This window comes from Flavobacteriales bacterium (assembly GCA_025210295.1).
GTDB lineage: Bacteria > Bacteroidota > Bacteroidia > Flavobacteriales_D > Parvicellaceae > S010-51.
The window spans coordinates 40,704-64,518 of the sequence record JAOASC010000018.1 but is presented as its reverse complement, the minus strand read 5'-3'; the positions used below and the strand labels follow the sequence as shown (position 1 = coordinate 64,518).

Genomic DNA, 23,815 nt, shown 5'->3' with positions numbered 1-23,815 from the left:
TATTTAACTTATTTCTTCTATTAAAAACTAAATTTACTGTAGCCATTCTAAAACCAAATACATTTCAAAAAACAATGTACTAAGTTTTGTACTAAGATTTACATTTTTATAGTAATACTGTACTTTCTAGCTCAATACTCTCCTATTAAATATTGAGCAGATTCAGAAAAAGTTTTAAAACAAAAAAATCATAACACTAAAGAACTAGGATTTCACGTTTTGACCTCGGCAGGATTATCCTATGAACCTTTGGGCTCCAAATTCCGAATAAAAAGCTATCCATTATCAATGGATTAGACTTTTTGTGTTATTATCCCTCACTTGAACAAGTTCTGTTCAGTCTAAAAACACAAAAAGCCAAGCACTTTGTGCTTAGCTTTTTACTCTTAGTGACCTCGGCAGGATTCAAACCTGCAACCGCCTGAGCCGTAATCAGGTATTCTATTCAGTTGAACTACGAGGCCATAATTTCGGTTGGCAAATATAATAAAATTATCTGGTATAAACCTCTATTTCTGTTAAAAATTCTTTTATATCTGCAATTCTTCTTTCATCACTTGGGTGAGTACTAAAAATTTCTGGTGGTTTTTGACCTCCTGAAGCTGACATCTTTTCCCAAAAACCTATGGCTGCTTCAGGGTTATACCCAGCTAAATACATAAATACTAACCCCAATTTATCGGATTCAGTTTCATGATTTCTTCCATACTTTAACATACCTAAAGTTGCAGACCCCATAAATACTTGTTGGAAAATACTAACTTGGGTCGTATCTTGAGGTGAAAGTACACTACTTACTCCATTTATTACAAGCTGATTACTCATCCTTTCATTACCATGTCGAGCGATTGCATGAGCTATTTCATGCCCCATTACAACTGCTAACTCATCGTCTGTAGAGCATAAATCTAAAATCGCTGTATAAACACATACTTTACCTCCTGGCATACACCATGCATTTACAATATCCTCTTGAACAGTTTTAAATTCCCATTCAAAACCTTCTAGCCTCTTAGCATGCCCTTTTTTATTTAAAAACGCCTCTGTAGCATCTTTGATTTTGTTTCCTATACGTGAGACACGTTGTGCCCTAGGATCAGAACTCGGTAATACTTTAGCACTAGCCAAAAACTCTGAATATTGTTGTTTAGACATTCCAATTAAATTGGTCTCTTTCATTAAATTGGTCTGTCTTCTATTGGTAATTGGAACTTTCGAACAGCTTAAAATCCCAACACCTAAAATTAAATATGTAAGTACTCTTTTCATGATTAACTAATTAAAGTTTCTCCTAAATTTGCAATTAATTGATATAATTTTTCCTCCGTTTTTTTATTCACCGGAACTAATGGTAAACGTACATTATTTTTACATATGTTTAACAATGTTAAGGCAAATTTAACACCTCCAGGGTTTCCATCTTGAAACAAAGCATTGATGATATCAAATAATTCATAATGTTTTTGTCGTGCCTGTTCAAAATCCCCCTTTAAGCCTGTATGAACCAAATCAGCTGTTCGCTTAGGAAATGCATTAGAGACTACAGAAATTAATCCATCTCCCCCACTTGCTAACATCGGTAAAGTTAATGCATCATCACCTGATATCACTAAAAAATCTTCTGGCTTACGTTGAATAATATCCATTACTTGCTCTAAATTACCTGAAGCTTCTTTTATGGCTATAATATTGGTAAAATCATTCGCTAATCGAATTGTTGTTTCAGGAAGCATATTACTCATTGTTCTGCCTGGCACATTGTATAATATTATAGGCAAATCAGTTGCATTAGCTACAGCTTTATAATGCTGGTAAATTCCCTCCTGAGAAGGCTTATTATAATATGGACTTACCGATAAAATTCCATCAATATTTTTAGTGTTTAATTCCTCTAAAGTCTTTACAATTACTGCTGTATTATTTCCCCCTACTCCTAAAACTACTGGTAATCGCTTGTTATTAATCTCAATTACAAAATCTAAAACAGCTTGCTTTTCTTCTGGAGTTAATGTCGCCACTTCTCCTGTAGTTCCTTGAACAACTAAATAATCTACCTCATTGGCTATTTGATGCTCTACCAATTTTTGTAAACCAACAAAATCTACACTTCCATTATCCTGAAATGGAGTAACCAAAGCTACTCCTAAACCTTTAAACTTTTCCATTCCTTACCTTTTTCCTCTTTTTATCGCATTATACTGAGTGATATGACCAGGATCTAATTTAGAAAACACCCGGTAAGCCTCCACTCTAATTGCAGGCTGAGCCTCAATAAAGATATTGATTAACTCTTCATACTTTGCATTAAAAAATGACTGAATATTAAATGAACCTGGTTGAGATTTATATACTTTTTCAATTTCTTTAACTGCCATTAAGATTTTATTTACAGCCTCTTCTTTTTTAGCATATAAATTATCCATTCCTACCAAATGGTAGTTATAATGACAATTTCTCAACGGAGAGTACATGTCTTGTAACAAGTTATTAACCAAATGAAAACGGTTATTTAAAAACTTAGCTCCCCATCCTTTATCTCCTGTATTATTAGAGTAATTAGAAACAATCTGTTGTGCTTTTAAAAAATATGGATCTCCTCCTTTTAAAGAAAAAGAATCATAATCCATACCAATAACAATATATGCATAATAAGCCAAAACGTCGACTAAACCACCAACTGAAGCTCGATCGGGAGTATATACTAATGCCGTATTTCTCATATAAGTAAACCTTAAGTTCGCATCGTTATGATTAAACAAACGTGTTTTATAATTTGAATTATAAACAGGTCTAGAGGATGATACTTGAATACTCCCCTCATAAGTATCTGTAGATACCACCTTTGAAATATTAATCAATACATTGCACTCTATACGCTCTTCTTGCTTAAAGTTATCGTTTGTCCATTTTGTTTCGTTTAAGAACTCAAAAGCAGCTGCTTTTAATTGTTCTATCACCTCTTCATTTTGGGAGTTCCCCTGTAATGTAGGGGCAATTACGGACACTTGACAATTTAACTCTTGCGCTTGAGTTAATGATATAATCCCAGTAACCGAAAGTAATGTCAATAATATCTTGTACATAGTTTTTACAATTTGTTGAGCGCTACAACTTGATTTAGAATATCTGAAGCAACCTCTTCTTTACTCTTTAACTCAAATTCTAATGTTTTATTATCTTTTCTAATAATTGTCACTTTATTGGTGTTATGTTTAAAACCTGCGCCCTTATCCTGAAGAGAATTTAAGACAATAAAATCTAAATTCTTTTTAACTAATTTCTTATGTGCATTCTCTCGCTCATTATTGGTTTCTAAAGCAAAACCAACCAAAAACTGTTCCTTTTGTTTGTGTGCTCCCACCCACTTTAAGACATCTTGCGTTTTTTCTAGTTCAATCGCCCAATCATCTTCGCTTTTCTTAATTTTTTTCGTCGCCACATTTTTGGGAGTATAATCGGCAACAGCAGCAGCCATTATGATAATGTCTTGATCACTGTAATGTTCTTTACAAATATTAAACAGCTCTTTAGCTGTTGTAATGTTTAGTCGTTTTACATTTTTAGGAGTGGATAACGCTACTGGCCCTGCAACTAAGGTTACCTCGGCACCTAACTCTTGTGCCCTTTGAGCTATTGAAAACCCCATTTTACCAGAAGAATGATTACCTATAAAACGGACAGGATCAATGGGTTCATAAGTCGGTCCTGCTGTAATCAACACTTTCTTTCCTAGTAAAGGTTGATTTTTCTTAAAATAATCCGAAATATACGCTACAATATTCTCTGGTTCAGCCAGTCTTCCCTCTCCTACTAAACCACTTGCTAACTCACCACTTTCTGGAGATATAATAAAATTACCTCGTTCTGATAACGTTGTTAAATTATCTTTTGTTGAACCGTGTTTATACATATCCAAATCCATTGCTGGCGCAACAAAAACAGGACACTTGGCTGATAAATACGTTGCTAATAGGAAACTATCAGCATGTCCCGTTACCATTTTTGATAACGTGTTAGCTGTTGCAGGAGCAACCAAAAAAGCATCTGCCCACAAGCCTAAATCAACATGATTATTCCACTCACCAGATTGATCATCCTTAGTAAAATCAATCAACACTGGATTCTTAGATAAGGTAGATAAAGTAAGCGGTGTTATAAAACTACAAGAGGCCTCTGTCATAATTACTTTGACAGACGCCCCTAACTTAATTAAATCTCTAATAATATAAGTAGCTTTATAAGCGGCAATACTTCCTGAAACTGCAAGAATTATTTTTTTGCCGTTAAGCATATATTATTTTTCTTTTGCTTTCCAAGAAACTTTTCCTTCTTCAAACTCTTGAACTGCCATTGCTCCTGGCTTAGGAAGTCTTTCATAAAAACGAGAAACCTCAATTTGTTCTCTGTTTTCAAAAATCTCTTCTAAATTATCAGTAGAAGAAGCAAACTCTTCTAACTTAGAAGATAACTCCTCTTTTAATTCAGTATTAATTTGATTCGCTCTTTTAGAAAAGACAACAATCGATTCATAGATATTACCTTGTGCTGGTTGCGACAAGCTGTCTAAATCTCTTGTAATTGTTGTTTTTTCTGCTGTGCTATCTCTATATGCCATAATCTTTACTCGTTAGATATTGGGTTGTTTTTTAATTTTGCTAATTCTTTTACACTTGAGTTGTAGTAATTTTCAGCTTGTTTGATCCATTTACTACTACCAAACGAATCTACAAATTTATGATAAGATTTGATAGTTTCCTCATATCTTTCCATTTTTTTTGAATCAATACTATTATTTGCAAACAAATAATTTGATTTTACAATTAAAAATAGAATTTCTTCTTTGTAATCGGTGTCAGGATAAGTCTGTAAAGTTGAATTAAATGCAATAACTGCTGAACGGTACTTTTCCATTCGGTAAAACAACTTTCCGTTTTCATAACTTTTCTTTTCTAACTTCGCTCTTAATAATCGAATTTCAGTATTACAAGAGTCTACCAAATTACTGTTAGGGTACCTGTCCATGAACAATTGAAACTCATCTATTGCGGCATAAGTTTCGCTTTGATCTAGGTTATACTCTGGTGAAAGTTCTTTTTTACAGATCGCTCCTAAAAAAGCACACTCTTGTGCCTTTGGACTATTGGGATAACTTTTGGCAAAACGTTTAAAATAATACGCAGCCATATAATATTCTTTAAGAGCATACTGATTGTGTGCATAATAATAATACACGTCCTCCCCTTTATCCGTCATCCTAAAAAATGACATCAATTCTTCAAACAAAGGCAAAGATTTATAATATTCACCTTCATTATAATACTCTACCGCTTTTGTGTATTTTAATTCATAATCGTTACTTTTCAAAATCTTATTATACTCAGAACAACTTCCAAGAATTAAAGACAGTACAAGTGTGATTATGAATAATATGTTTTTTCCCATTTGTAAATCCTTGTCAATTTCAATATTAAACTTGCATTAGCATAGCATGATTCGGTCTGCGAAGATATATAATCTTGGATAAGAAACGTATCAAATCTCAATAAATTGCTTTTGAAGTTGTTTAAAATTGTGATAAAATAACAACCTTTATTCCTTTCTTAGTTCCATTTCTATCATATAGCCATGACTTATGCAGTAGAAATTAACGATATTCTAAAGTAAAAGGGACTTCAAATGATAACTTTATTTAATATTATTCAAGACTTTTTAACATCTTTTTAAAGAAGCTTATTTTTATGTTTACTTTTGCACAAAAATTACAATTGTGAACTTCAGTGATTTAAAACTTTCCAGACCGCTTCTAAATGCTCTTGAAGATTTAGAATACATGCACCCTACTCCTATCCAAGAAAAAGCTTTTCCTTTAATTCTTTCAGGCAAAGATATGATAGGTGTTGCACAAACTGGTACAGGAAAAACGTTTGCATACTTACTACCGATCTTGAGGAATTTAAAATATTCTGAACAACGACAACCTCGAGTTTTAATCATTGTTCCAACTCGAGAATTAGTCATGCAAGTCGTTGAAGAAGCTAAAAGTTTAACGCAATACATGTCGGTCAGAATTGCTGGTGTTTATGGAGGGACAAATATCAACACCCAAAAACAAGTTGTTTATGATGGTGTCGATATTTTAGTTGCCACCCCTGGTCGGTTGGTAGATTTAGCACTAACAAAAGTATTACGCCTTAAAAACATCAAACAATTTGTAATTGATGAAATGGATGAGATGTTAAACCTAGGTTTTAGGCCACAAATCTTGAATATTCTAGATTTATTACCAGAACGTAGACAAAACATCTTATTTTCTGCTACAACAAACGATGATATAGAATTAATTATTAATGATTTTTTTATAGAACCTGTCAAAATAGAAATTGTAAAAAGTGGAACTCCATTGGAACTGATTAATCAGTTTGCCTACGATGTACCTAACTATCATACTAAGGTTAACTTATTGAATCATATTCTTGATACCAATAAGACAATTACTAAAGGATTGGTCTTTGTAGCAAGCAAAAAGTTAGCAGATAGATTATTTGAAACATTAAACACTATTTATCCTGAACAAATTGGTGTCATTCATTCTAATAAAGCGCAAAATTTAAGATTTAGGACTTTAGATGCTTTTGAGGATGGAACTTATCGAATACTAATTGCTACCGAAATAATTGCAAGGGGTATGGACATTAGAGAAGTATCTCATGTAATCAACTTTGATTTACCAAATAATGCAGCAAACTACATTCATAGAATTGGAAGAACGGGAAGAGCCGAAGCTAAAGGTGTTGCCATTTCCTTTATTAATGAAGTAGAAAAAATGTATCAAGATGAAATTGAAGACTTGATGAATAAGAACATCAAGATGCTTGACTTCCCTGAAGAAGTTGAAGTTTCTAACATCTTTACCGATGAAGAGCTTCCCTCTTTTCATCAAAAAAACTACCTACCTCAACATAAACAACAAGAAGGTGGAGGTGCTTTTCACGACAAGAAAGAGAAAAACACAAAAGTTAACCTAGGTGGAAGCTACAGAAGAATAATTAAAGCTAAATATAAAAAACCAAAGAAAAGAAGTGGAAAAAAGAAGTAGTTTTGTCATTTTTTTTCGATTAATCAACATTTAATTTATATATTAAAGCTTAAAACTTATCTTATTCTAATGTATAAACTTATACCCCTTATTACTCTTTTTTTATTCAATGCCTTAACAAGTATTGCACAACAGCATTCCCTTATTCAATATAGCGTGACTGAGGGGTTGGCTCAATCTGAAGCTTCATACATTTATCAAGATAGTTTGGGGTTTTTATGGATAGCCACGACTGGTGGTGGAGTATCAAAATTTGATGGAGTTCACTTTGAAAACTTTAATGAGAATAACAATCTTGGAGGGAATATTGTAACTGACATCACAGAAGGAGAAGATCATAAAATATATTTTGCCTCTACTTGGGGACCTCTTTCTTATTATCATAAAGGTTTAATTCATCAATTACCTGATCAAGAAACGGGCTTTCATCATATTATTTATGATCAACAGAAAAAAATAATCTATGCTGCAAAAAATAAAGCTATTTATTATCTAAGTGACAGTATATGGCAAAGTGTCTCCACGCATAATCAGGAGAAAATAAAAGGCTTCTTCTATGATCAGAAACATTCGATCTACTACTTTACCTCGAAAGAAATATACTCTTTAAATACAGAGACTAAAGAATCCCAAAAGTTATTTCAAACTCAAAAGTTTATTACAACTGTAAAATGGGCTCCTAATAATGAATTAATTGTGAGTTTAGAAAATGAAGGAATCTACAGCATTAACAGTGTAGATTCATTAACTCCATTTTTATTTAACCACCTACTTCCCTCACCTATTCAGATTACCAATATTGTATACGATTTAAATAATACGCTCTGGTTTTCTACCAACAATCATGGTGTTTACAAATACGTTAACAATGAATTAGTGAATATTTGTGATCAAAATGGAATCCCCTCTAGTGCGATCAATTCCCTCTTTTGCGATCGACAAAATAATATCTGGATTGGGGTTATTGGAGAAGGGATCTTTAAGTATATAAAAACTCCTTTTATCAATTATTCTAATATTGAGGGGCTCAATAAAGCTAATAACTTTGCTATACTCAAAGATGCTAAAGGCAATTTATGGACTGGAACAAGCCACAATGGTTGCTTTGTCTACGACGGGAAAGATGTGATTAATTACACTTCTAAAAATCACCTCCCAAACAATACCGTGTTTAGTATTATTGAAACACCAGATCATACCATCTGGTTGGCAACAAGAAAAGGTATCGTTCAATATAAAAATGGTGTATTTAATACAATCGATAAAACCCAAGGATTAGTGAGTAATGCTGTAAACTATCTTCTCTACGACAAACAAGATAGACTATGGGTAGCAACAAACGAGGGGATCTCCATGATACAGGATAAGAAAATCACTAATTACAATCATGAAAATGGATTATCCAATGAACAGATTCACGCCATTTATGAGGATCATAAAGGTATTATTTGGTTTGGAACAAGTGATGGACTGTTAAAATATTATGAGGGTAACTTTAGAAAATATAGCATCATCGATGGACTTTGCAACTCTTATGTGGGGAGTATAATAGAAGATGACAATGGCATTTTATGGGTAGGTACTGATCGTTGTATTAGTAAGCTTGTTAACGAACAATTTATACCATACACTGAAAAAGATGGCCTAAATTCGACAATTATATACCTTATGAATAAAGATAATGAGGGCAATCTATGGGTAGGAACTAATAAAGGCTTAGATAAAATAAAACTCAATAAGCAAAGTGAAATTGAATCCATAAACTTTTTTGGAAAAAATGAAGGATTTTATGGCACCGAAAATAATACTAGAGGAACCTTTAAAGATCAAGAAGGAAACCTTTATTTTGCAACAATTAAAGGAATTTTCAAATACCAAGCTAAAAAAACGACAAAAAATGACATTAGTTTTCCCTTATACCTCACCAACATTAAATTATTCCTCAATAACATTGAAGAAACCTATCAATATGGGAATAAAAATGCCTTTGGTATCCCTGACAGCTTAATTCTTCCTGCTGACAAAAATCATTTAACATTTGAATTTTTAGGAATAGATCTCAAATCTTCTACAGAAATAAAGTATTCATACAAGTTAGAGAATTTTGACTCGACGTGGTTTACCAATATGGGGGCCGACTATGCAGTATACTCTAATATTCCTCCAGGAGCATACACATTCAAAGTAAAAGCCACTTCGAAAAATAGTCAATCTACTCCTGATTTTGTTTCTTGTTATGTTAAGATTGAAGAACCGCTACCTCCGTTTTATTATCAATGGTGGTTTGTATTGCTTTGCTCAATTTTAATCATTTCAATCATGTATAACCTTGTTTTCCTTAGAAACAGGGCGCTAAGGGTTTCTAAAGAAGAATTGGAAGATAAAGTAAGAGAAAGAACTAAAGAAATTAGTAAACAAAATAAAGAGAAAACGGTTTTACTACAAGAAATACATCATCGTGTAAAAAATAATTTACAGATTATTAACTCATTGTTTAATATTCAAGCACATTATACTACCAATGAGGAAACTAAAACCTTGTTTAAAGAAAGTCAAAACAGAATTCTTTCCATGTCTAAGATTCATCAGTCACTCTATGAATCTAATGACTTCTCAAAACTAAATATCAAAACTTATGTTACCAACCTCGTTAACGATATTAAAGAAAGTTATGCTGTAAACAAAGAAGTCAACTTAGATTTAAATATCGATGATAATATACATATTGGATTAGACGGACTGATTCCTTTTGCCTTAATTGTCAATGAAATTATCTCTAATTCTCTAAAATATGCATTTGATAATCCAACTGGAAACATCATAGAAATTAATATTAAACAACACGACGATAAAAAAACAATCATACATATTGGAGACAATGGAAAAGGACTCCCTAGTGATTTCAACTGGGAAAACCCAACATCAATGGGAATAGACCTTATTAAAACATTAGCTGATCAACTTGAAGGTACAATTACTGTTGACAGCAGTAGTCAAGGAACAAACTATTTACTTACATTTGTTTCTAAATAATAAATTAAAATGAAAATTGTAATTTCTCCTGCTAAATCTTTAGATTTTGACAAAACAATTTCTACTGAATTATCCTCTCAAAATATTTTTGAAAAAGAAAGTCAACTCCTAATTAATAAATTAAAAAAACTTTCTAAAAAGAAATTAGGAGAACTGATGAAGTTAAGTCCTCAATTGGTTGATTTAAACCATCAGCGTTATCAAGAATGGGAGCTACCATTCACCACTACTAATGCTAAACAGGCAGGTTATGTATTTACTGGTGAAGTATATAGGGGCTTAGATTTTGATTCTTTTTCAGAAAAAGAAATTGATATCGCTCAAGATAAATTAAGAATCCTGAGTGGTTTGTACGGTTTACTAAAACCACTTGACTTAATTCAACCCTATCGATTAGAAATGGGGACTCGCTTAAATTATAGTGCTAAAATTAAGAACCTCTATCAGTTTTGGGACCATAAACTAACTGATGCTATCAATAAAGAATTAAAAGCTGATGATGGAATTTTAATCAACTTAGCTTCTAACGAATATTTTAAAGCTGTAAAAGCAAAAAATATTACTGGAGAAATCATTACTTGTAACTTTAAAGACAATAAGAATGGTACTTATAAGACAGTGATGACTTACGCTAAAAATGCTAGAGGTAAAATGACGCGCTATATCATCGAAAACGACCTAAAAAACAAAGAAGAAATCAAAACTTTTGATGTAGATGGTTATGTCTTTAACCCACGTTTGTCTTCTGAAGAGGAGTATATTTTTACAAGGGGTTAATCAATTATTAAACAAAAAAAGCGCTTTTCAATGAATAAGCGCTTTTTTTATTTTCCTTTATGATATGATTTATAACATTTCTTTAATCTTTTCTAAAGTATAGTTTATTTCTTCCTTAGTTGTATAACGGCCAAATGAAAAACGAATGGCTTGACAAGGATTTGTTTTCTCTAAAGCAGATAATACATGAGAGCCTTGATTACTACCAGAAGAACAGGCACTTCCTCCTGAAGCAGCAATACCATTAATATCTAAACTAAACAAAAACATTCCGCTTTTTTCATTTTCTGGAAAACAAACGTTCAATACAGTGTATAAGGATTTATTCTCCTCTACCTCTCCATTAAATGAAATCTGATCATTTATTTTTAATAATTCAGTTTTCATATAGGTCTTTAATCCTTGAATTTGCGTTTGATGCGCTTCTACATCTTCGTAAGCTAACTCGACTGCTTTTCCTAAACCTATAATTCCGTATAGATTTTCTGTTCCACCTCTATGTCCTCTTTCTTGAGCGCCTCCAAACATCAATGTATTCAGTTTATTCTTTTTATTAACATATAAAAAACCAACTCCTTTTGGGCCATGAAATTTATGTGCTGCACAAGTAATAAAATCAATATGAATTGCTTTTAAATCAAAACGATAATGTCCCATAGTTTGAACAGTATCTGAATGAAATAAAGCATCATTTTCTTGGCAAAGTTTTGAGACCACATCCAATGGCAATAAATTTCCAATCTCGTTATTCCCATGCATCAATGAGACTAATGTTTTCTTATCACTTGATTTTAATAATTCCTCTAAATGAGCGATATCTACACTTCCTCTTTGATCTAATTTTACATATACAACTTCTACATTATTGGTATCTATAAGACTTTCTGCCGTATGACCAACAGCATGATGCTCAATCGTACTTGTTATGATACGTTCAACTCCTAAATCGACTACAGAACACCTTAAAGCCATGTTATCTGCTTCAGTACCTCCAGATGTAAAGACAATTTCAGATGGTTCTGCATTTAAGGTCGTAGCAATTGATTTTCGTGCCATTTCAATTGCATTTTTCGTCTTTCTTCCAAAAGCATGTGTTGAAGATGGATTACCAAAATGCTCTTTCATATAGGGAACCATTGCATCAAAAACTTCTGGTGCCATTGGTGTTGTTGCTGCGTTGTCTAAGTAAACGTTCATAATTTGTTGTAATTCTAGTGCTGCAAAAATAAAAAACTTAAGCATATATACTATCAATTTATCTATTAGAAAAAGTTCTTATTATTGAAAAGCTATACTTAATGTAATTAGATAATGAGATAATGAGTGAATTAGATAATGAGGAATGTAGGCATTAATTATAATTATTGAATCAATAGAAAACTAATGACTTTACACAAAAATCAACGTATCTGTTCGCAGAGTATTCAATTAGATGAAAAATATTTTTAATTTTGTTGACTTCATATTTAATTTAGTGTAAACGCAACTCAATGGCCAAACCATCTATACCTAAGGGAACAAGAGACTTCTCTCCTACCGAAATTTTAAAACGTAACTATATTTTCGATACCATCAAAAAATCGTTTATCAACTTTGGTTTTTTACCTATTGAGACGCCTTCAATGGAGAAACTAGAAACGTTGACAGGTAAATACGGGGAAGAAGGGGATAACTTGATTTTTAAAATTCTAAATCGTGGAGATAAATTAAAGAAAGCCTTAAACAATGTTTCTAATGAAGAAAATCCATCTCAAGGTAAAATAGAACACACCTTATGTGCTGAAGCTTTACGATATGATTTAACTGTTCCATTCGCCAGGTATGTTGTGCAACACAGAAATGATATTGCTTTTCCTTTTAAACGCTTTCAAATACAACCCGTATGGAGAGCTGACCGACCACAAAGAGGTAGATATAGAGAATTCTACCAATGTGATGCTGATATCATTGGAAGTAAATCTTTGATACATGAGGTTGAGTTAGTTCAACTTTTCGATGAGGTACTGACTAAACTTGGTTTACCTGATTTTACAATAAAAGTGAATAATCGTAAAATTCTAACTGGTATTGCCGAAATTACTGGTGAAGCAGACCGAATTATCGATATTACTGTTGCCATTGATAAATTAGATAAAATTGGTGAAGAGGGAGTTGTTAATGAATTAATCAATAAAGGGATTAGTGAACAAGCTATAGAAAAAATAAAACCTTTATTCCAATTAAAAGGTGATATCGGGCTTATCTTATCAGAAATGAAAACCCTTTTAACGGACTCTGAAATTGGATTAAAAGGTTTGGAAGAACTAAAAGAAGTATTTGACACTGTAAAAGCTATAGGTTTATCAACTGCAAAATTAGAATTTGATGTAACCTTAGCTCGTGGGTTAAACTATTATACTGGTGCCATTTTCGAAGTAAAAGCGAATAATGTTAACATGGGAAGTATTTGTGGTGGTGGAAGATATGATGATTTAACAAGTATTTTTGGTTTAAAAGACATCTCTGGTGTAGGTATTTCTTTTGGAGCTGATAGAATTTATGATGTGATGGAAGAACTAAACCTCTTTCCTTCATTTAAATCTTCAACAACTCAGGTTTTATTTGCAAACTTTGGAGCTAACGTTCCTTCAATGTTGAAAATTTTAAAAACTGTAAGAGCACAAAATATTCATGCTGAATATTACCCTGAAAACGCCAACTTAAAGAAGCAAATGAAATACGCTAATGCTAAAGGAATTCCTTATGTTGCTTTTATAGGTGATAATGAATTGGAAAGCGGTTCTTTTAAAATTAAAAACATGGAAACTGGTGAGCAAGAAGAGCTTAATTTAGAGAAATTGCCTCTATTATTAAAATAAGACTTTGTAAATTGTAGCACTTTTTAAAAGGATTACATAGACATGAAACCATGGCAAGATAAAATACACGAAATCGTTTATGAAGCTGATACTCCCGCTGGTAGAGTATTTGACATTACCTTGTTATGGGCTATTCTAATTAGTATTGCCGTAGTAATGCTGGAAAGCGTCAATAGTATTAAAGCTATTTACGGAACTGAATTAGAGATTTTAGAATGGGGATTTACCATTCTTTTTTCAATTGAATACGTTTTAAGAATTATTTCTATTCAAAAACCTTTTAAATATATCCTTAGTTTTTATGGGTTGGTAGATTTACTCTCAATACTACCTACTTTCTTGAGTTTATTTATTGTTGGTTCACGTTCTTTAATTGTCATTCGTTCTTTACGCTTGCTGCGGGTTTTTAGAATACTTAAACTTGCTCACTTTATTGGAGAAGCTAATACATTAGTAAAAGCCTTAAAGGCTAGTCAAGCCCGAATAATTGTTTTCTTATTTGCTGTACTTAGCTTAACTTTTATCCTAGGAACGGTAATGTACCTTATAGAAGGAACAACACCTAATAGTGACTTTACTAGTATCCCAAGAAGTATATATTGGGCTATTGTAACGCTTACTACTGTAGGATATGGAGATATTGCTCCACAAACAGTATTGGGGCAATTTATCGCTTCTATCATCATGATTATCGGATATGCAGTTATTGCTGTTCCTACAGGTATTGTTAGTGCAGAAATCGTGAAAAATGATGATAAAAACATAAGCACTCAAGCTTGTAAAAGTTGTTCTATGGACGGACACGATGTCGACGCTATTCACTGTAGATATTGCGGAGAAAAACTTTAAGCTTAAGTTCTCTTATTTCTTCTTTATCATTTTATTGTTTTTTCGTATCTATACAATTCTTTGTAGAAAAAATGAACCTTTTAATCATACAATTGTATTGATTAACATAACAATGAATAAAATAATGAAAATAAAAACAATTCAATTACAGCACACCAACCCTTCTTTGGGTCCCCACGAAGTTATCACAACCGTAACACTTACCGCTAATTCTTCGACAGAAAAAGAAATCAGTACTTTTATAAGCAATGCTATAATCAACAACACTTGTAGTTTGGCTGATTACTTAAATAACCAACTTGAAGAAAATCATGAACCTGTTAATAAAGTAGAAGAAAACGCTCCCAAAAATGCTTTAAACCAAGGAGAACAAATTTCTAACCTAATCTTTCATTTTGAAACAGGAAAAACAATTAAAATTAGTGATGTGTATAGACGTTATTCTTTAACTAATTTTTATCCTGAGTTTACCCAATATATGGTTGCCAATGGTTCTATTACCAAAGAAGATAACACTATGTTTGGTGAAGCGCGATTATAGCATTAACCTTTCCTTATTTATGAATCAATTGATTAAAACGATATCCATAGTAGCTTGTTTTCCGGTATTGGCATGCAGTTCTACAGCTCAAAATGAAATAGTAGCCCCCATAGCTATTCAAACGATCAGACTAGAACATACTAACCCAAGTTTGGGACCTTATGAAGAAGTAAGGACCTTTCGCCTAGAATGCAATGAAAAACATAAAGAAACTGTCCATACTTTTTTGACAACAAGTGAAATTAATCATACAGTAAAATTATATGAATACCTTAAAGCGATTCAAGAAAAAGACCAAAAACTCATCGAAAAAACAGTCAAAAACAAACCCAACAACAAGTTCAATCAAGGAGAACCAATATCGAATTTAACGTTCACTTTTAAAGACGGAAGTTCCGTCGAATTATCTGATGTTTATCGAAACTATCATTTAACTCATTTCAATCCCAATTTTACAAAATACCTTGTAAAACATGGGAGTTTAACCACTAACAAATCAAACGACGATTTAAAAATTATGCATACAACCGATTATAAAGACACAGATTTAGTAATAAAAGTTCAATTAACACCAGGAGGACCAGGAAGTGATGACTACGAACTTTCGATTTTAGGAAATGGAACCTACACTTATAACAGCGAAATAGGTTCCATCCCTCAAACGAGTGTACACGAAATTCTAAAAAAAGCAGAAGCTATTCATTTTAAAGATATTACCGCTAACAATCAACCGTTATCCTTTGTTCATGATGGACAACAAACCAATGTCGCAATATGGTCTGATGGCTATCTAAAACAAGGTGAATTTGGGTATGGTAACCCTATGCCTGAATCAGTTCAAAATTTGGTAGATTTAATCCTTACAAAAACTGGAAAAACAAGAAATGGTTTCCATGCCCCTGCTCCATCTTCTTTGTTTGAAGAAATAAACTATACTGACTCTGATGTAATCATCAAAATAACAAGAACTAAAGGAGGCCCCAATTCGATGCATCAAAATTTATCAATCTTAGGTGATGGTACTTGTATCACCACTATTTATGGTCCAGGAAATAAAAAAAGACTAAGCAAAGAAGAGCTTAACGAAATATTTGAAAAGGCTAAAAAAGCTGGGATTTTTAACGAAGAGGAATTGACGGACTTCCCTAAAAAACAAAAAACACAAATTATTCACGACGGGCCCTCTACTAGTATTTCTCTTTGGAATAATGGAACGCTAAAAAAAGAAATGTCTGGGCATGGCCACTCCATGACACCCGGAACTATGGAGATTATCAATTACATATTCCATTTATTAGAATATGATTATAAACCTTCCGATGTCATACTTGAATTACAACTAACTCCTGGTGATCCAGATTCAGAAGATTATCAATTAACGTTATATGGTGATGGCCACTACAAATTTTCAAGTAGTAAGGAAAGTCAAACATTATTAAATCAATCTTCAGGTACTATTAGTATCGATACTAAAGTAAAAATATTTCACAAAATTAATCAAGAACAATTCCGTCGACTAGTTTATCAAAATTCATTAAAAGAGATAATTGCTAATGATGAGCAAAATGCCATTGTTTCATATTGGAATAATGGATCTTTAAAGCAGGAAGTGTTTAATGTTAATGGTGTTATACCTCAAGAACTTACTGAAGTTATTAATTTTATTTTTGAAACAATTAAAGCTCAAAATTAAACAACATCAATATAGTACCAAACACCTTTTTCTTTGATGAATTGAGAATGTTCATGTATATATTGAATCCCTCTTTTATCTTTAAAATAAGCTTTGAACTCAACTGTACCACGGTTATCATGTTGTAATCCTTGAGTAGTATTTAAGACCTCTAACTTAATCCACTCAACAGATTTAGCCCATTTTACAATTGCTTTCTTTTCAGATAATGGCCGAGTTGAACGATGGTGACTTTTCATTAAATAGTCACCATCTGCTTGGGTAAAAGCCGTATATCTTGAGCGCATTAATTGTTCAGCAGTTTCAGCATTGACTATCGACTCATGTATTTTAGCACAACAATCATAGTAAGAACTAGGCAAACCACATGGACAATTCTTTTTTATTTCTATAGACATGGCTACAAAAATAAAAAATTAGCACAATACACTAACTATTTAACCCCTGCCATTAACCGTTGAATGAGAGGAGCTAAAAAAATAGCTATTCCACCCACCAAAAGAGTTATTACCCCTATACCAGAAAATACAGATACGTATGAATAAAGCTGTAAAAACTCTTCTCCCTTTCCCTGTAATTCGTTATAATCAAAACTTGTTATAAAAGGAGTTATATATTGAAAGACCCCGTCATCAAATAAGTTTCTTCCACTTTCTTTAACCGTAGTTAATTTTGCTATCTTTCCAGCTATGAAATGTCCATAAAAGGAAGCTAAAAACCAAACTCCCATTAAAAAAGATAAATATTTCTTAGGAGCTAGTTCTGTTACTTTTGAAAGCCCAACTGGTGATAGTAATAATTCTCCTAGTGTATAAATTAATATTCCACCAACTAAAAACAGCATTGGAACTTGTGCTTCACTATCTGCAAACTGTGCTGAATAGCCAAAAATAAGAAACCCAGATCCTACCAGCAACATACCTAATCCCATTTTCAAAGGAGAGTTAGGGTTTCGATTGATTTTTGATAAATAGGTCCATAACCATGAAAAGGGTAATGCTAGTAATACAATATAAGCAGAATTTAAACTATTAGATTGAGAGGCATTGATAAATACTAACTTAACATTGCGCTGCGCAAACAATGTAAGCGAGGACCCAGCTTGTTCAAAAGCTGTAAAAAACAAACATGCTAATGCTGTAAAATATATAATCACTAATAGTTGTCCCCTTTCTCTTTGGGTGGATTTTAAGTAAATAGTTATCAAAACAATTAATATTCCTACGGAAACAACTCCCACCAAATAATGTTCATATTCATTAAATCGAATCAATAAAGCTATTATTGGGACGATTAATAAGGCTCCTATTGTAACCCAGCTACCTGTTTTTATAAACCCAAACTCTCTATTATACAATTCATGATTAACCACATTTCCTTTTCCTAAAAAGACTCCTTTTTTTACTGCTTGATGAAAGACCAATAACCCTATCAACATTCCTATACCTGCCAATCCAAAACCATAATGCCATCCATAGGTCACACCAAGCCATCCACATAATAATGGAGCTATCCAACCTCCAATATTAACTCCCATATAAAAAATCATAAATCCTGCATCTCTTCTATGATCACCGTGCGCATATAATGCCCCTACAAAAGAAGAAATATTAGGCTTAAAAAATCCATTTCCAATAATCAACAAGGCTAACGCCAAATAAAAAGCTATGGGATGCTCTACTGCCAGCACAAAATGCCCAACAGCCATTAAAACACCTCCTAAAATTATCGCTTTTTTATAGCCTAATAGTTTATCTGCCAATGCTCCGCCTATCAACGGAGTTACATACACTAATGAGCCATAAGCAGCAAAAACACCAAAAGAGAATTCATCACTATACAACAAGTGTTCTGTCATATATAATATTAATAATGCTCGCATTCCATAAAAAGAAAAGCGCTCCCATAATTCTGCAAAAAACAGAAAAAATAATCCTTTAGGATGTCCCCAAAGTACTTGTTGTTTACTTTGTATATTGCTCATAACATTCGATTTAAATTAATCATCGAATGCAAGTAGCAAACTAAGGCCCCTAAAAAAAAAGGATGTGATAAAAAATAATAATATTTATGGAATTGTAATTTTTTGTATTTTACATAAACCACTCAACAACAAATAGATAACACTCTAATTTAAAAAGGCTTGATAATTAGAATTCTTGGCATTATGAACAAATTCAGTCAATAATGCAGAATCTATTTCGATAGAATTGGGTAAAAATCGAAGGCGGTATTGCCCTTGTCCAATGAAAGTAAAAAGGTCGTTGCGATTTAACTTATTCTCACCCTCTAGTTTTAAAATTTGATTGATATTTTCAACTATGCGAGACAAATATGTTTGGCTAGAAATTTCACCACCACTAACTACTTCAATACACATTTCTTTTTCAGATGCGAACTTTCTACGAATAGCAAACTTGAGAAAATTATTAAATTGTGTTGTTTTACTTCCAAATTCTACCTTTTTATTATCTATACCCTTTGACGGAATAGACAATACTATTTGGTTCCAATCAGTAAAATATATTTTCATTTGTTGCGCATTAGGCAGTTGCGCCAATGCTAGTCCCCAACTTGTTCCCAAAACTAAAAAAATAGATATTAATCCAGTTTTAGCTATTATTTTCATTAAATCGCTAGTAAAGCCAAAAGCTTCTACATAAAAAACTGATGGTAACTGAGAAACAAATAACAACAAGATAACAACAACAGTAATCATTGCTACCAATTTCATCTTGCGATTTACAAATGTTCTAAATAATGAAAAACCTAAAAACCATGATAATACTCCTGATAAAATAATATCTGGAATTACACTATACTTAACGCCATTTGTCCCTAAACGATCATTCATTCCAACAGATAAACCTAAAGAAATGAGAGAAAGTAAGATAAAAAAGAGAATTAATAAATTAGTATTTTGCTTATTATTATATAAAAACGCTGGTGAATTATCTAAATAATAAAGAGCTAGCACCAAAAACAAACTGTTTAAAATCGAAAATATATTTTGACTAATTAAAACAATACCTCCATCACTTAACTCAGACAAATTAAAAAGTGTAACCAGACTTGAACAACTCCACACAAACAATGATAAACTCAAGTATACCAAGCCTTTATCTACCCGTTTAACTTTGATTTCATTGACTAATTTATTCTTAAAATTCCGTTGAACAACTGACCAAATAGCCAACAGTAGAATCCCTCCTATTAATGAGATAAAAAGTTCTGAAAGAATATAAAACTGATGTTGCTCGTTGATCATTGCATCCGAAATTACTAAATATTTTTTATTCGTTATTTATAAGAAATTAACATTTGATTAGGGATTAAAAATAATAGGAATTATAAAGAATCATTTTTTTACAGTATATTTGGAAAACTTTAATTGGCACAAAAACAGATGAGTAAGTTAAAGAATTCATTAAAAGATTCTCTTTTTTACGGAAAGATTTTACTTTTCGGAGAATATGGAATTATCGAAGATTCTATGGGGTTGTCGATCCCTTATAACAACTATCAAGGATCATTTGTTTTTGAAGATTCCGACAATTTAGAATTTAAAGATTCTAATGGTGAACTACGCAAATTTTACTTACACTTAGCAAAACTAGCTTCAACTGGCAAGTTGCCATGTCAACTTGATTTGGCAGCTTTTAAGGCTGATCTAGAACAAAAAATGGCTTTTAACTCATCTATTCCTCAGGGATATGGAGTGGGAAGTTCAGGAGCAATTGTCGCGGCGATTTATGATAAATATGCTGTTGACAAAATTGAGGGAAAAACCAATGAAGATATTTTAACTTTGAAAACTATTTTTGGAGCATTAGAAAGTTATTTTCATGGAAAAAGTTCTGGACTAGACCCTTTAATTTGTTATTTAAACTTACCTATTTTAATCAAGTCCAAATCAGAATTAAATACCGTAGGTTTACCTAAAGAAAGGGAAAACAAAGGAGCTATTTTTTTACTTAACACTGGTGAGGTTGGAAAAACGCAACCTTTAGTAGAACATTTTTTAGACCGTTTAAAAGAAGAAGGGTTTAGAAACATGATTCGTAATCAATTTAAAAAGTATAATGATGCAAGTATCAATGCTTTTTTGCAAGAGGACGGAAAATCTCTTTTAGCCAACGTTAAGAATTTATCTAAGCTTGCATTAGAACATTTTAAACCAATGATTCCTAACCTTTACCATAAATTATGGCAAGAAGGAATTGATAGTAATGCCTACTACCTTAAACTTTGTGGATCGGGAGGTGGCGGTTTTATCTTAGGTTTTACTGAAGATATAGATAAAGCCAAAACAAAACTAGCTGCATACGATTTAGCTGTGATACACAAATTTTAAATTTGTGCGCTTATGACCGCTCCCAATCAAAAATCTACTACCATTATTAAGCTTATAGCCTTATTATCACTTGTAAGGTGGTATAACGTTTTATTGGTTGGTATCGCGTTGTTGTTATCGTCTATTTTCTTGTTAAATATTAATACTCCAATTGGTTGGAAAGAAATCATTAATGACGGTAGAATTTATTTAGAAATTTTTGCAATCTCTTTCTTTATACAAGCTGGTTATCTTATTAACGCTTTTTATGATTTTGAAAAGGATATCATTAACCGTCCTAATGAAACTATTTTTGGAAGGATTATCAGTAAAAGAACCTGCATTAACACCTATGTACTCTTTGTTTTTTTAGGACTACTGTTTAGCTTTTTTTTGGGGTGGCGCGTTTTGCTATTCAATTTCTTTTTTTCTTTTTTGTTGTGGTATTACTCCCACCGTTTGAGAAAAATAACATTACTTGCTGAAATTACAGCTGCTATATTAACTATTTTACCGTTTATTAGCCTCAGCATTGTTTACCCCAACATTAACAGTACTTTTTTTCTTTACAGTGGATTTATATTTGCGATAACACTAACTCGAGAAATTGTTAAGAAAATGGTTTCCTTAAAAGGTGATTTAATTGTTGGGGAACAGTCACTTCCTATTGTTTTAGGAATAAGAAAAACAAAATATATTATCTTATTTTTAATGTTAACTACATTGCTACTCATAAGTTTTAACCTCCCATCAATTATCAATACAAAAGTGATTTATTTTTTTTATACCTCAATCTTACTCATATTTATTAGCTTACTTCTTTTAATTAAGGCAAAAACTCCCAAGCACTTTGATCGTATCAATACCGTTTATAAAGTAATCGTTGGCTTATCTATTTTTTCGATCTGTTTGATTTAGCTTCTAGCGCTAGTAATACGGTTTTATAAGTCTCGGTAGGAATTCCAACTTGTTCTCCTAAATCAATGATATACTTTGTTAATGCTAAATATTCTGTTCTTCTACCTTGTTGAAAGTCACGTTGCATTGATGTTGTTGTTGCATACGGAAGTCCTTTTACTTTTCGAATCGTATCTTCTTTAATGGTATCAGACAAATAAATTGAATGAGCATCAGCTACTGCCTTAAACTCATCCAAAAGTTTATTAAATAAACCTAAATAAGTCTCATTTTCAATTAGCTCTCCTGTAGTTATATCTAAATAGCTCGTAATACTTGCTAAGGTTGATATAAATAGATATTTCCCCCATATTACTTCTTGTATATTGGGAGCATACTTAGCCTTAATTCCAGCACCCAAAAACAACTCATGCAAATACTCTAAGCGTGCGTCTTTTTTAGAGCTACCAAAAAACAAAATCCCTTTCCCGGCTTTTTGCTCAATCACCCCTTTTTCTAAAATTTTGGAGATGACAAAAACACAACCATCTAACACTAAATTATCTGGATAAAACTGCTCAATAATATCTTTGGCTCCAACCCCATTTAATAAAGGTAAAATAATCGTTTTTTCAGAAATACAATCCTTAATACTTAGAATCGCTTCTTCTAAATCGTAACTCTTAACCGCAACAATTATAACATCTAAATGACCAATTGTTGAGCTATTACTAGAAATAACTGCTGGATATACAACCTCTTCTGATTCGGGAGTAATTAATCTTAATCCACTCTTTTGAATAATCGAAGAAGTAGCTGGTCTTGCAATAAAACTAATCGTTACACGAGTATCATTTTTATAGGCTTTGGCCAATAAACCACCAAAATAGCCGCCTACTCCTCCCAAGCCTAATATACCAATTTTAGTTTCCATTAAAGAACAGCAATAACTCCCTCCAAATTGATAAAGATTTTGTAACAAACAAAAATTAAAATCAAAAGAATAACAATTAAACGTACTGAAGACCAAGTTTCTCTTCTTGCTGATTGCCTTCTTGCATGATTTTTATCAAATTTCATTCGTAGACTTAACGCTTCTCTTGACATAGACTCATTAGACAATTCTAATTCCTTAGCTATTCTAGCTTTACGTTCTTCCATACGCTCTTTATCGGCATCATAATACATAGGAATATAATCGAACTGCCGAGCACTTTTCAACTTAAAAAAACGGGTTTTTAATAGCGGAGCTTTCATAAATAAAGAATTACCTGATTGTATACAAATATAAGCAAAATTGGTTTTCACTAGAAACAAAACGACTAAACGGTTATTATTAGCTACTGAATGGTTAAAATCTTTTTAAATTAACGTTTAGAATTGTACATTTGTCACCTTATGGCAAGTATAAGACAAGAAAAAATAGCAGAACTAATACAGCAAGAATTAAGTATTATTTTTCAAAGAGAGGCTCGTAACTACTGTATGGGAGCCATGGTTAGTGTTACAATTGTTCGTGTAGCTCCGGATTTGTCTATTGCTAAAGTCTACTTAAGTATTTTTGGAGCAAAAGACAAACAAGCTGTATTGGAAAGCATCCAAAATAACAAGCCTAAAATTAAACATGCGCTAAGTCAAGTTATAAAAAAGCAGCTAAGAAAAACACCTGATTTAAATTTCTACATTGATGATTCCTTAGATTATGCTATGGAAATTGAGCAACTCTTAAAGAAGTAAG

General features: G+C 32.2%; 22 protein-coding genes and 1 tRNA gene. 10 read left to right on the top strand and 13 right to left on the bottom strand.

The window, feature by feature from the left end; genetic code table 11:
• Window positions 1–390: 390 nt before the first annotated feature.
• The 7 genes from N4A35_05855 to bamD form a co-directional block, all read right to left on the bottom strand.
• Window positions 391–464, bottom strand: a tRNA-Arg gene (locus tag N4A35_05855).
• Window positions 465–492: 28 nt separating this feature from the next.
• Window positions 493–1,269 (bottom strand): M48 family metallopeptidase, encoded by a 777-nt coding sequence (locus N4A35_05850; GenBank protein MCT4580925.1) that lies wholly within the window; start codon window positions 1,267–1,269, stop codon window positions 493–495.
• Window positions 1,270–1,271: 2 nt separating this feature from the next.
• On the bottom strand, window positions 1,272–2,165 hold the full coding sequence (gene dapA, locus N4A35_05845) for a 4-hydroxy-tetrahydrodipicolinate synthase (protein MCT4580924.1): 894 nt from the start codon (window positions 2,163–2,165) through the stop codon (window positions 1,272–1,274).
• A gap of 3 nt (window positions 2,166–2,168) precedes the next feature.
• The gene (locus N4A35_05840) at window positions 2,169–3,083 is read right to left on the bottom strand and encodes a DUF4835 family protein (protein ID MCT4580923.1); all 915 of its coding nucleotides are present in this window, start codon (window positions 3,081–3,083) and stop codon (window positions 2,169–2,171) included.
• 5 nt (window positions 3,084–3,088) lie between these two features.
• On the bottom strand, window positions 3,089–4,291 hold the full coding sequence (gene coaBC / locus N4A35_05835) for a bifunctional phosphopantothenoylcysteine decarboxylase/phosphopantothenate--cysteine ligase CoaBC (GenBank protein MCT4580922.1): 1,203 nt from the start codon (window positions 4,289–4,291) through the stop codon (window positions 3,089–3,091).
• Window positions 4,292–4,294: 3 nt separating this feature from the next.
• Window positions 4,295–4,615 carry a DNA-directed RNA polymerase subunit omega gene (locus N4A35_05830; protein ID MCT4580921.1) on the bottom strand — a complete coding sequence of 107 codons (321 nt, stop codon included), beginning with the start codon at window positions 4,613–4,615 and terminating at the stop codon, window positions 4,295–4,297.
• Between the two features lie 5 nt (window positions 4,616–4,620).
• Window positions 4,621–5,442, bottom strand: a complete 822-nt coding sequence (gene bamD / locus N4A35_05825) for an outer membrane protein assembly factor BamD (protein MCT4580920.1) — start codon at window positions 5,440–5,442, stop codon at window positions 4,621–4,623.
• Between the two features lie 325 nt (window positions 5,443–5,767).
• On the opposite strand from bamD, the gene N4A35_05820 reads away from it, so the two are divergent.
• The 3 genes from N4A35_05820 to yaaA all read left to right on the top strand — a co-directional run bounded on the left by N4A35_05820 (window position 5,768) and on the right by yaaA (window position 10,906).
• Window positions 5,768–7,096, top strand: a complete 1,329-nt coding sequence (locus tag N4A35_05820; protein MCT4580919.1) for a DEAD/DEAH box helicase — start codon at window positions 5,768–5,770, stop codon at window positions 7,094–7,096.
• A 69-nt stretch (window positions 7,097–7,165) separates the two neighbouring features.
• Window positions 7,166–10,129 carry a hypothetical protein gene (locus N4A35_05815; protein ID MCT4580918.1) on the top strand — a complete coding sequence of 988 codons (2,964 nt, stop codon included), beginning with the start codon at window positions 7,166–7,168 and terminating at the stop codon, window positions 10,127–10,129.
• 9 nt (window positions 10,130–10,138) lie between these two features.
• Window positions 10,139–10,906 carry a peroxide stress protein YaaA gene (yaaA, locus tag N4A35_05810; protein ID MCT4580917.1) on the top strand — a complete coding sequence of 256 codons (768 nt, stop codon included), beginning with the start codon at window positions 10,139–10,141 and terminating at the stop codon, window positions 10,904–10,906.
• 69 nt (window positions 10,907–10,975) lie between these two features.
• Here yaaA and N4A35_05805 read toward each other — a convergent pair whose 3' ends face one another.
• Window positions 10,976–12,148 (bottom strand): cysteine desulfurase, encoded by a 1,173-nt coding sequence (locus tag N4A35_05805; GenBank protein MCT4580916.1) that lies wholly within the window; start codon window positions 12,146–12,148, stop codon window positions 10,976–10,978.
• Between the two features lie 248 nt (window positions 12,149–12,396).
• Here N4A35_05805 and hisS point away from each other — a divergent pair, with 248 nt between their 5' ends.
• The 4 genes from hisS to N4A35_05785 all read left to right on the top strand — a co-directional run bounded on the left by hisS (window position 12,397) and on the right by N4A35_05785 (window position 16,847).
• Window positions 12,397–13,764, top strand: coding sequence for a histidine--tRNA ligase (gene hisS, locus N4A35_05800; protein ID MCT4580915.1), 1,368 nt, complete (start codon window positions 12,397–12,399; stop codon window positions 13,762–13,764).
• Window positions 13,765–13,806: 42 nt separating this feature from the next.
• Complete coding sequence (locus N4A35_05795) at window positions 13,807–14,613, top strand: ion transporter (GenBank protein ID MCT4580914.1); 807 nt, start codon at window positions 13,807–13,809, stop codon at window positions 14,611–14,613.
• Between the two features lie 112 nt (window positions 14,614–14,725).
• Window positions 14,726–15,154: a hypothetical protein gene (locus N4A35_05790; GenBank protein MCT4580913.1), complete on the top strand. Its 429-nt coding sequence runs from the start codon at window positions 14,726–14,728 to the stop codon at window positions 15,152–15,154.
• Window positions 15,138–16,847 carry a hypothetical protein gene (locus N4A35_05785; GenBank protein ID MCT4580912.1) on the top strand — a complete coding sequence of 570 codons (1,710 nt, stop codon included), beginning with the start codon at window positions 15,138–15,140 and terminating at the stop codon, window positions 16,845–16,847. Before N4A35_05790 ends, N4A35_05785 begins: the two co-directional genes overlap by 17 nt.
• On the opposite strand, the gene N4A35_05780 is transcribed toward N4A35_05785, so the two are convergent.
• The 3 genes from N4A35_05780 to N4A35_05770 form a co-directional block, all read right to left on the bottom strand.
• On the bottom strand, window positions 16,844–17,245 hold the full coding sequence (locus N4A35_05780; protein ID MCT4580911.1) for a YchJ family metal-binding protein: 402 nt from the start codon (window positions 17,243–17,245) through the stop codon (window positions 16,844–16,846). The genes N4A35_05785 and N4A35_05780 overlap by 4 nt on opposite strands.
• A 35-nt stretch (window positions 17,246–17,280) precedes the next feature.
• A complete protein-coding gene (locus tag N4A35_05775; protein MCT4580910.1) occupies window positions 17,281–18,831 on the bottom strand; it encodes a peptide MFS transporter in 1,551 nt (516 codons plus the stop codon).
• 144 nt (window positions 18,832–18,975) lie between these two features.
• Window positions 18,976–20,115 carry a hypothetical protein gene (locus N4A35_05770; GenBank protein MCT4580909.1) on the bottom strand — a complete coding sequence of 380 codons (1,140 nt, stop codon included), beginning with the start codon at window positions 20,113–20,115 and terminating at the stop codon, window positions 18,976–18,978.
• Between the two features lie 138 nt (window positions 20,116–20,253).
• On the opposite strand from N4A35_05770, the gene N4A35_05765 reads away from it, so the two are divergent.
• On the top strand, window positions 20,254–21,201 hold the full coding sequence (locus N4A35_05765) for a mevalonate kinase (protein MCT4580908.1): 948 nt from the start codon (window positions 20,254–20,256) through the stop codon (window positions 21,199–21,201).
• A 12-nt stretch (window positions 21,202–21,213) separates the two neighbouring features.
• Window positions 21,214–22,098: a UbiA family prenyltransferase gene (locus N4A35_05760; protein ID MCT4580907.1), complete on the top strand. Its 885-nt coding sequence runs from the start codon at window positions 21,214–21,216 to the stop codon at window positions 22,096–22,098.
• Here the strand turns inward: N4A35_05760 and N4A35_05755 are convergent.
• Together N4A35_05755 and N4A35_05750 are read right to left on the bottom strand one after the other, a co-directional pair.
• Complete coding sequence (locus tag N4A35_05755; protein MCT4580906.1) at window positions 22,073–23,011, bottom strand: 2-dehydropantoate 2-reductase; 939 nt, start codon at window positions 23,009–23,011, stop codon at window positions 22,073–22,075. The genes N4A35_05760 and N4A35_05755 overlap by 26 nt on opposite strands.
• Complete coding sequence (locus N4A35_05750) at window positions 23,011–23,298, bottom strand: hypothetical protein (protein ID MCT4580905.1); 288 nt, start codon at window positions 23,296–23,298, stop codon at window positions 23,011–23,013. The genes N4A35_05755 and N4A35_05750 overlap by 1 nt, the downstream gene beginning before the upstream one ends.
• Before the next feature lie 177 nt (window positions 23,299–23,475).
• Between N4A35_05750 and rbfA the strand changes: the two genes are divergently transcribed.
• A complete protein-coding gene (rbfA, locus tag N4A35_05745; GenBank protein ID MCT4580904.1) occupies window positions 23,476–23,814 on the top strand; it encodes a 30S ribosome-binding factor RbfA in 339 nt (112 codons plus the stop codon).
• Window position 23,815 lies beyond the last annotated feature (1 nt).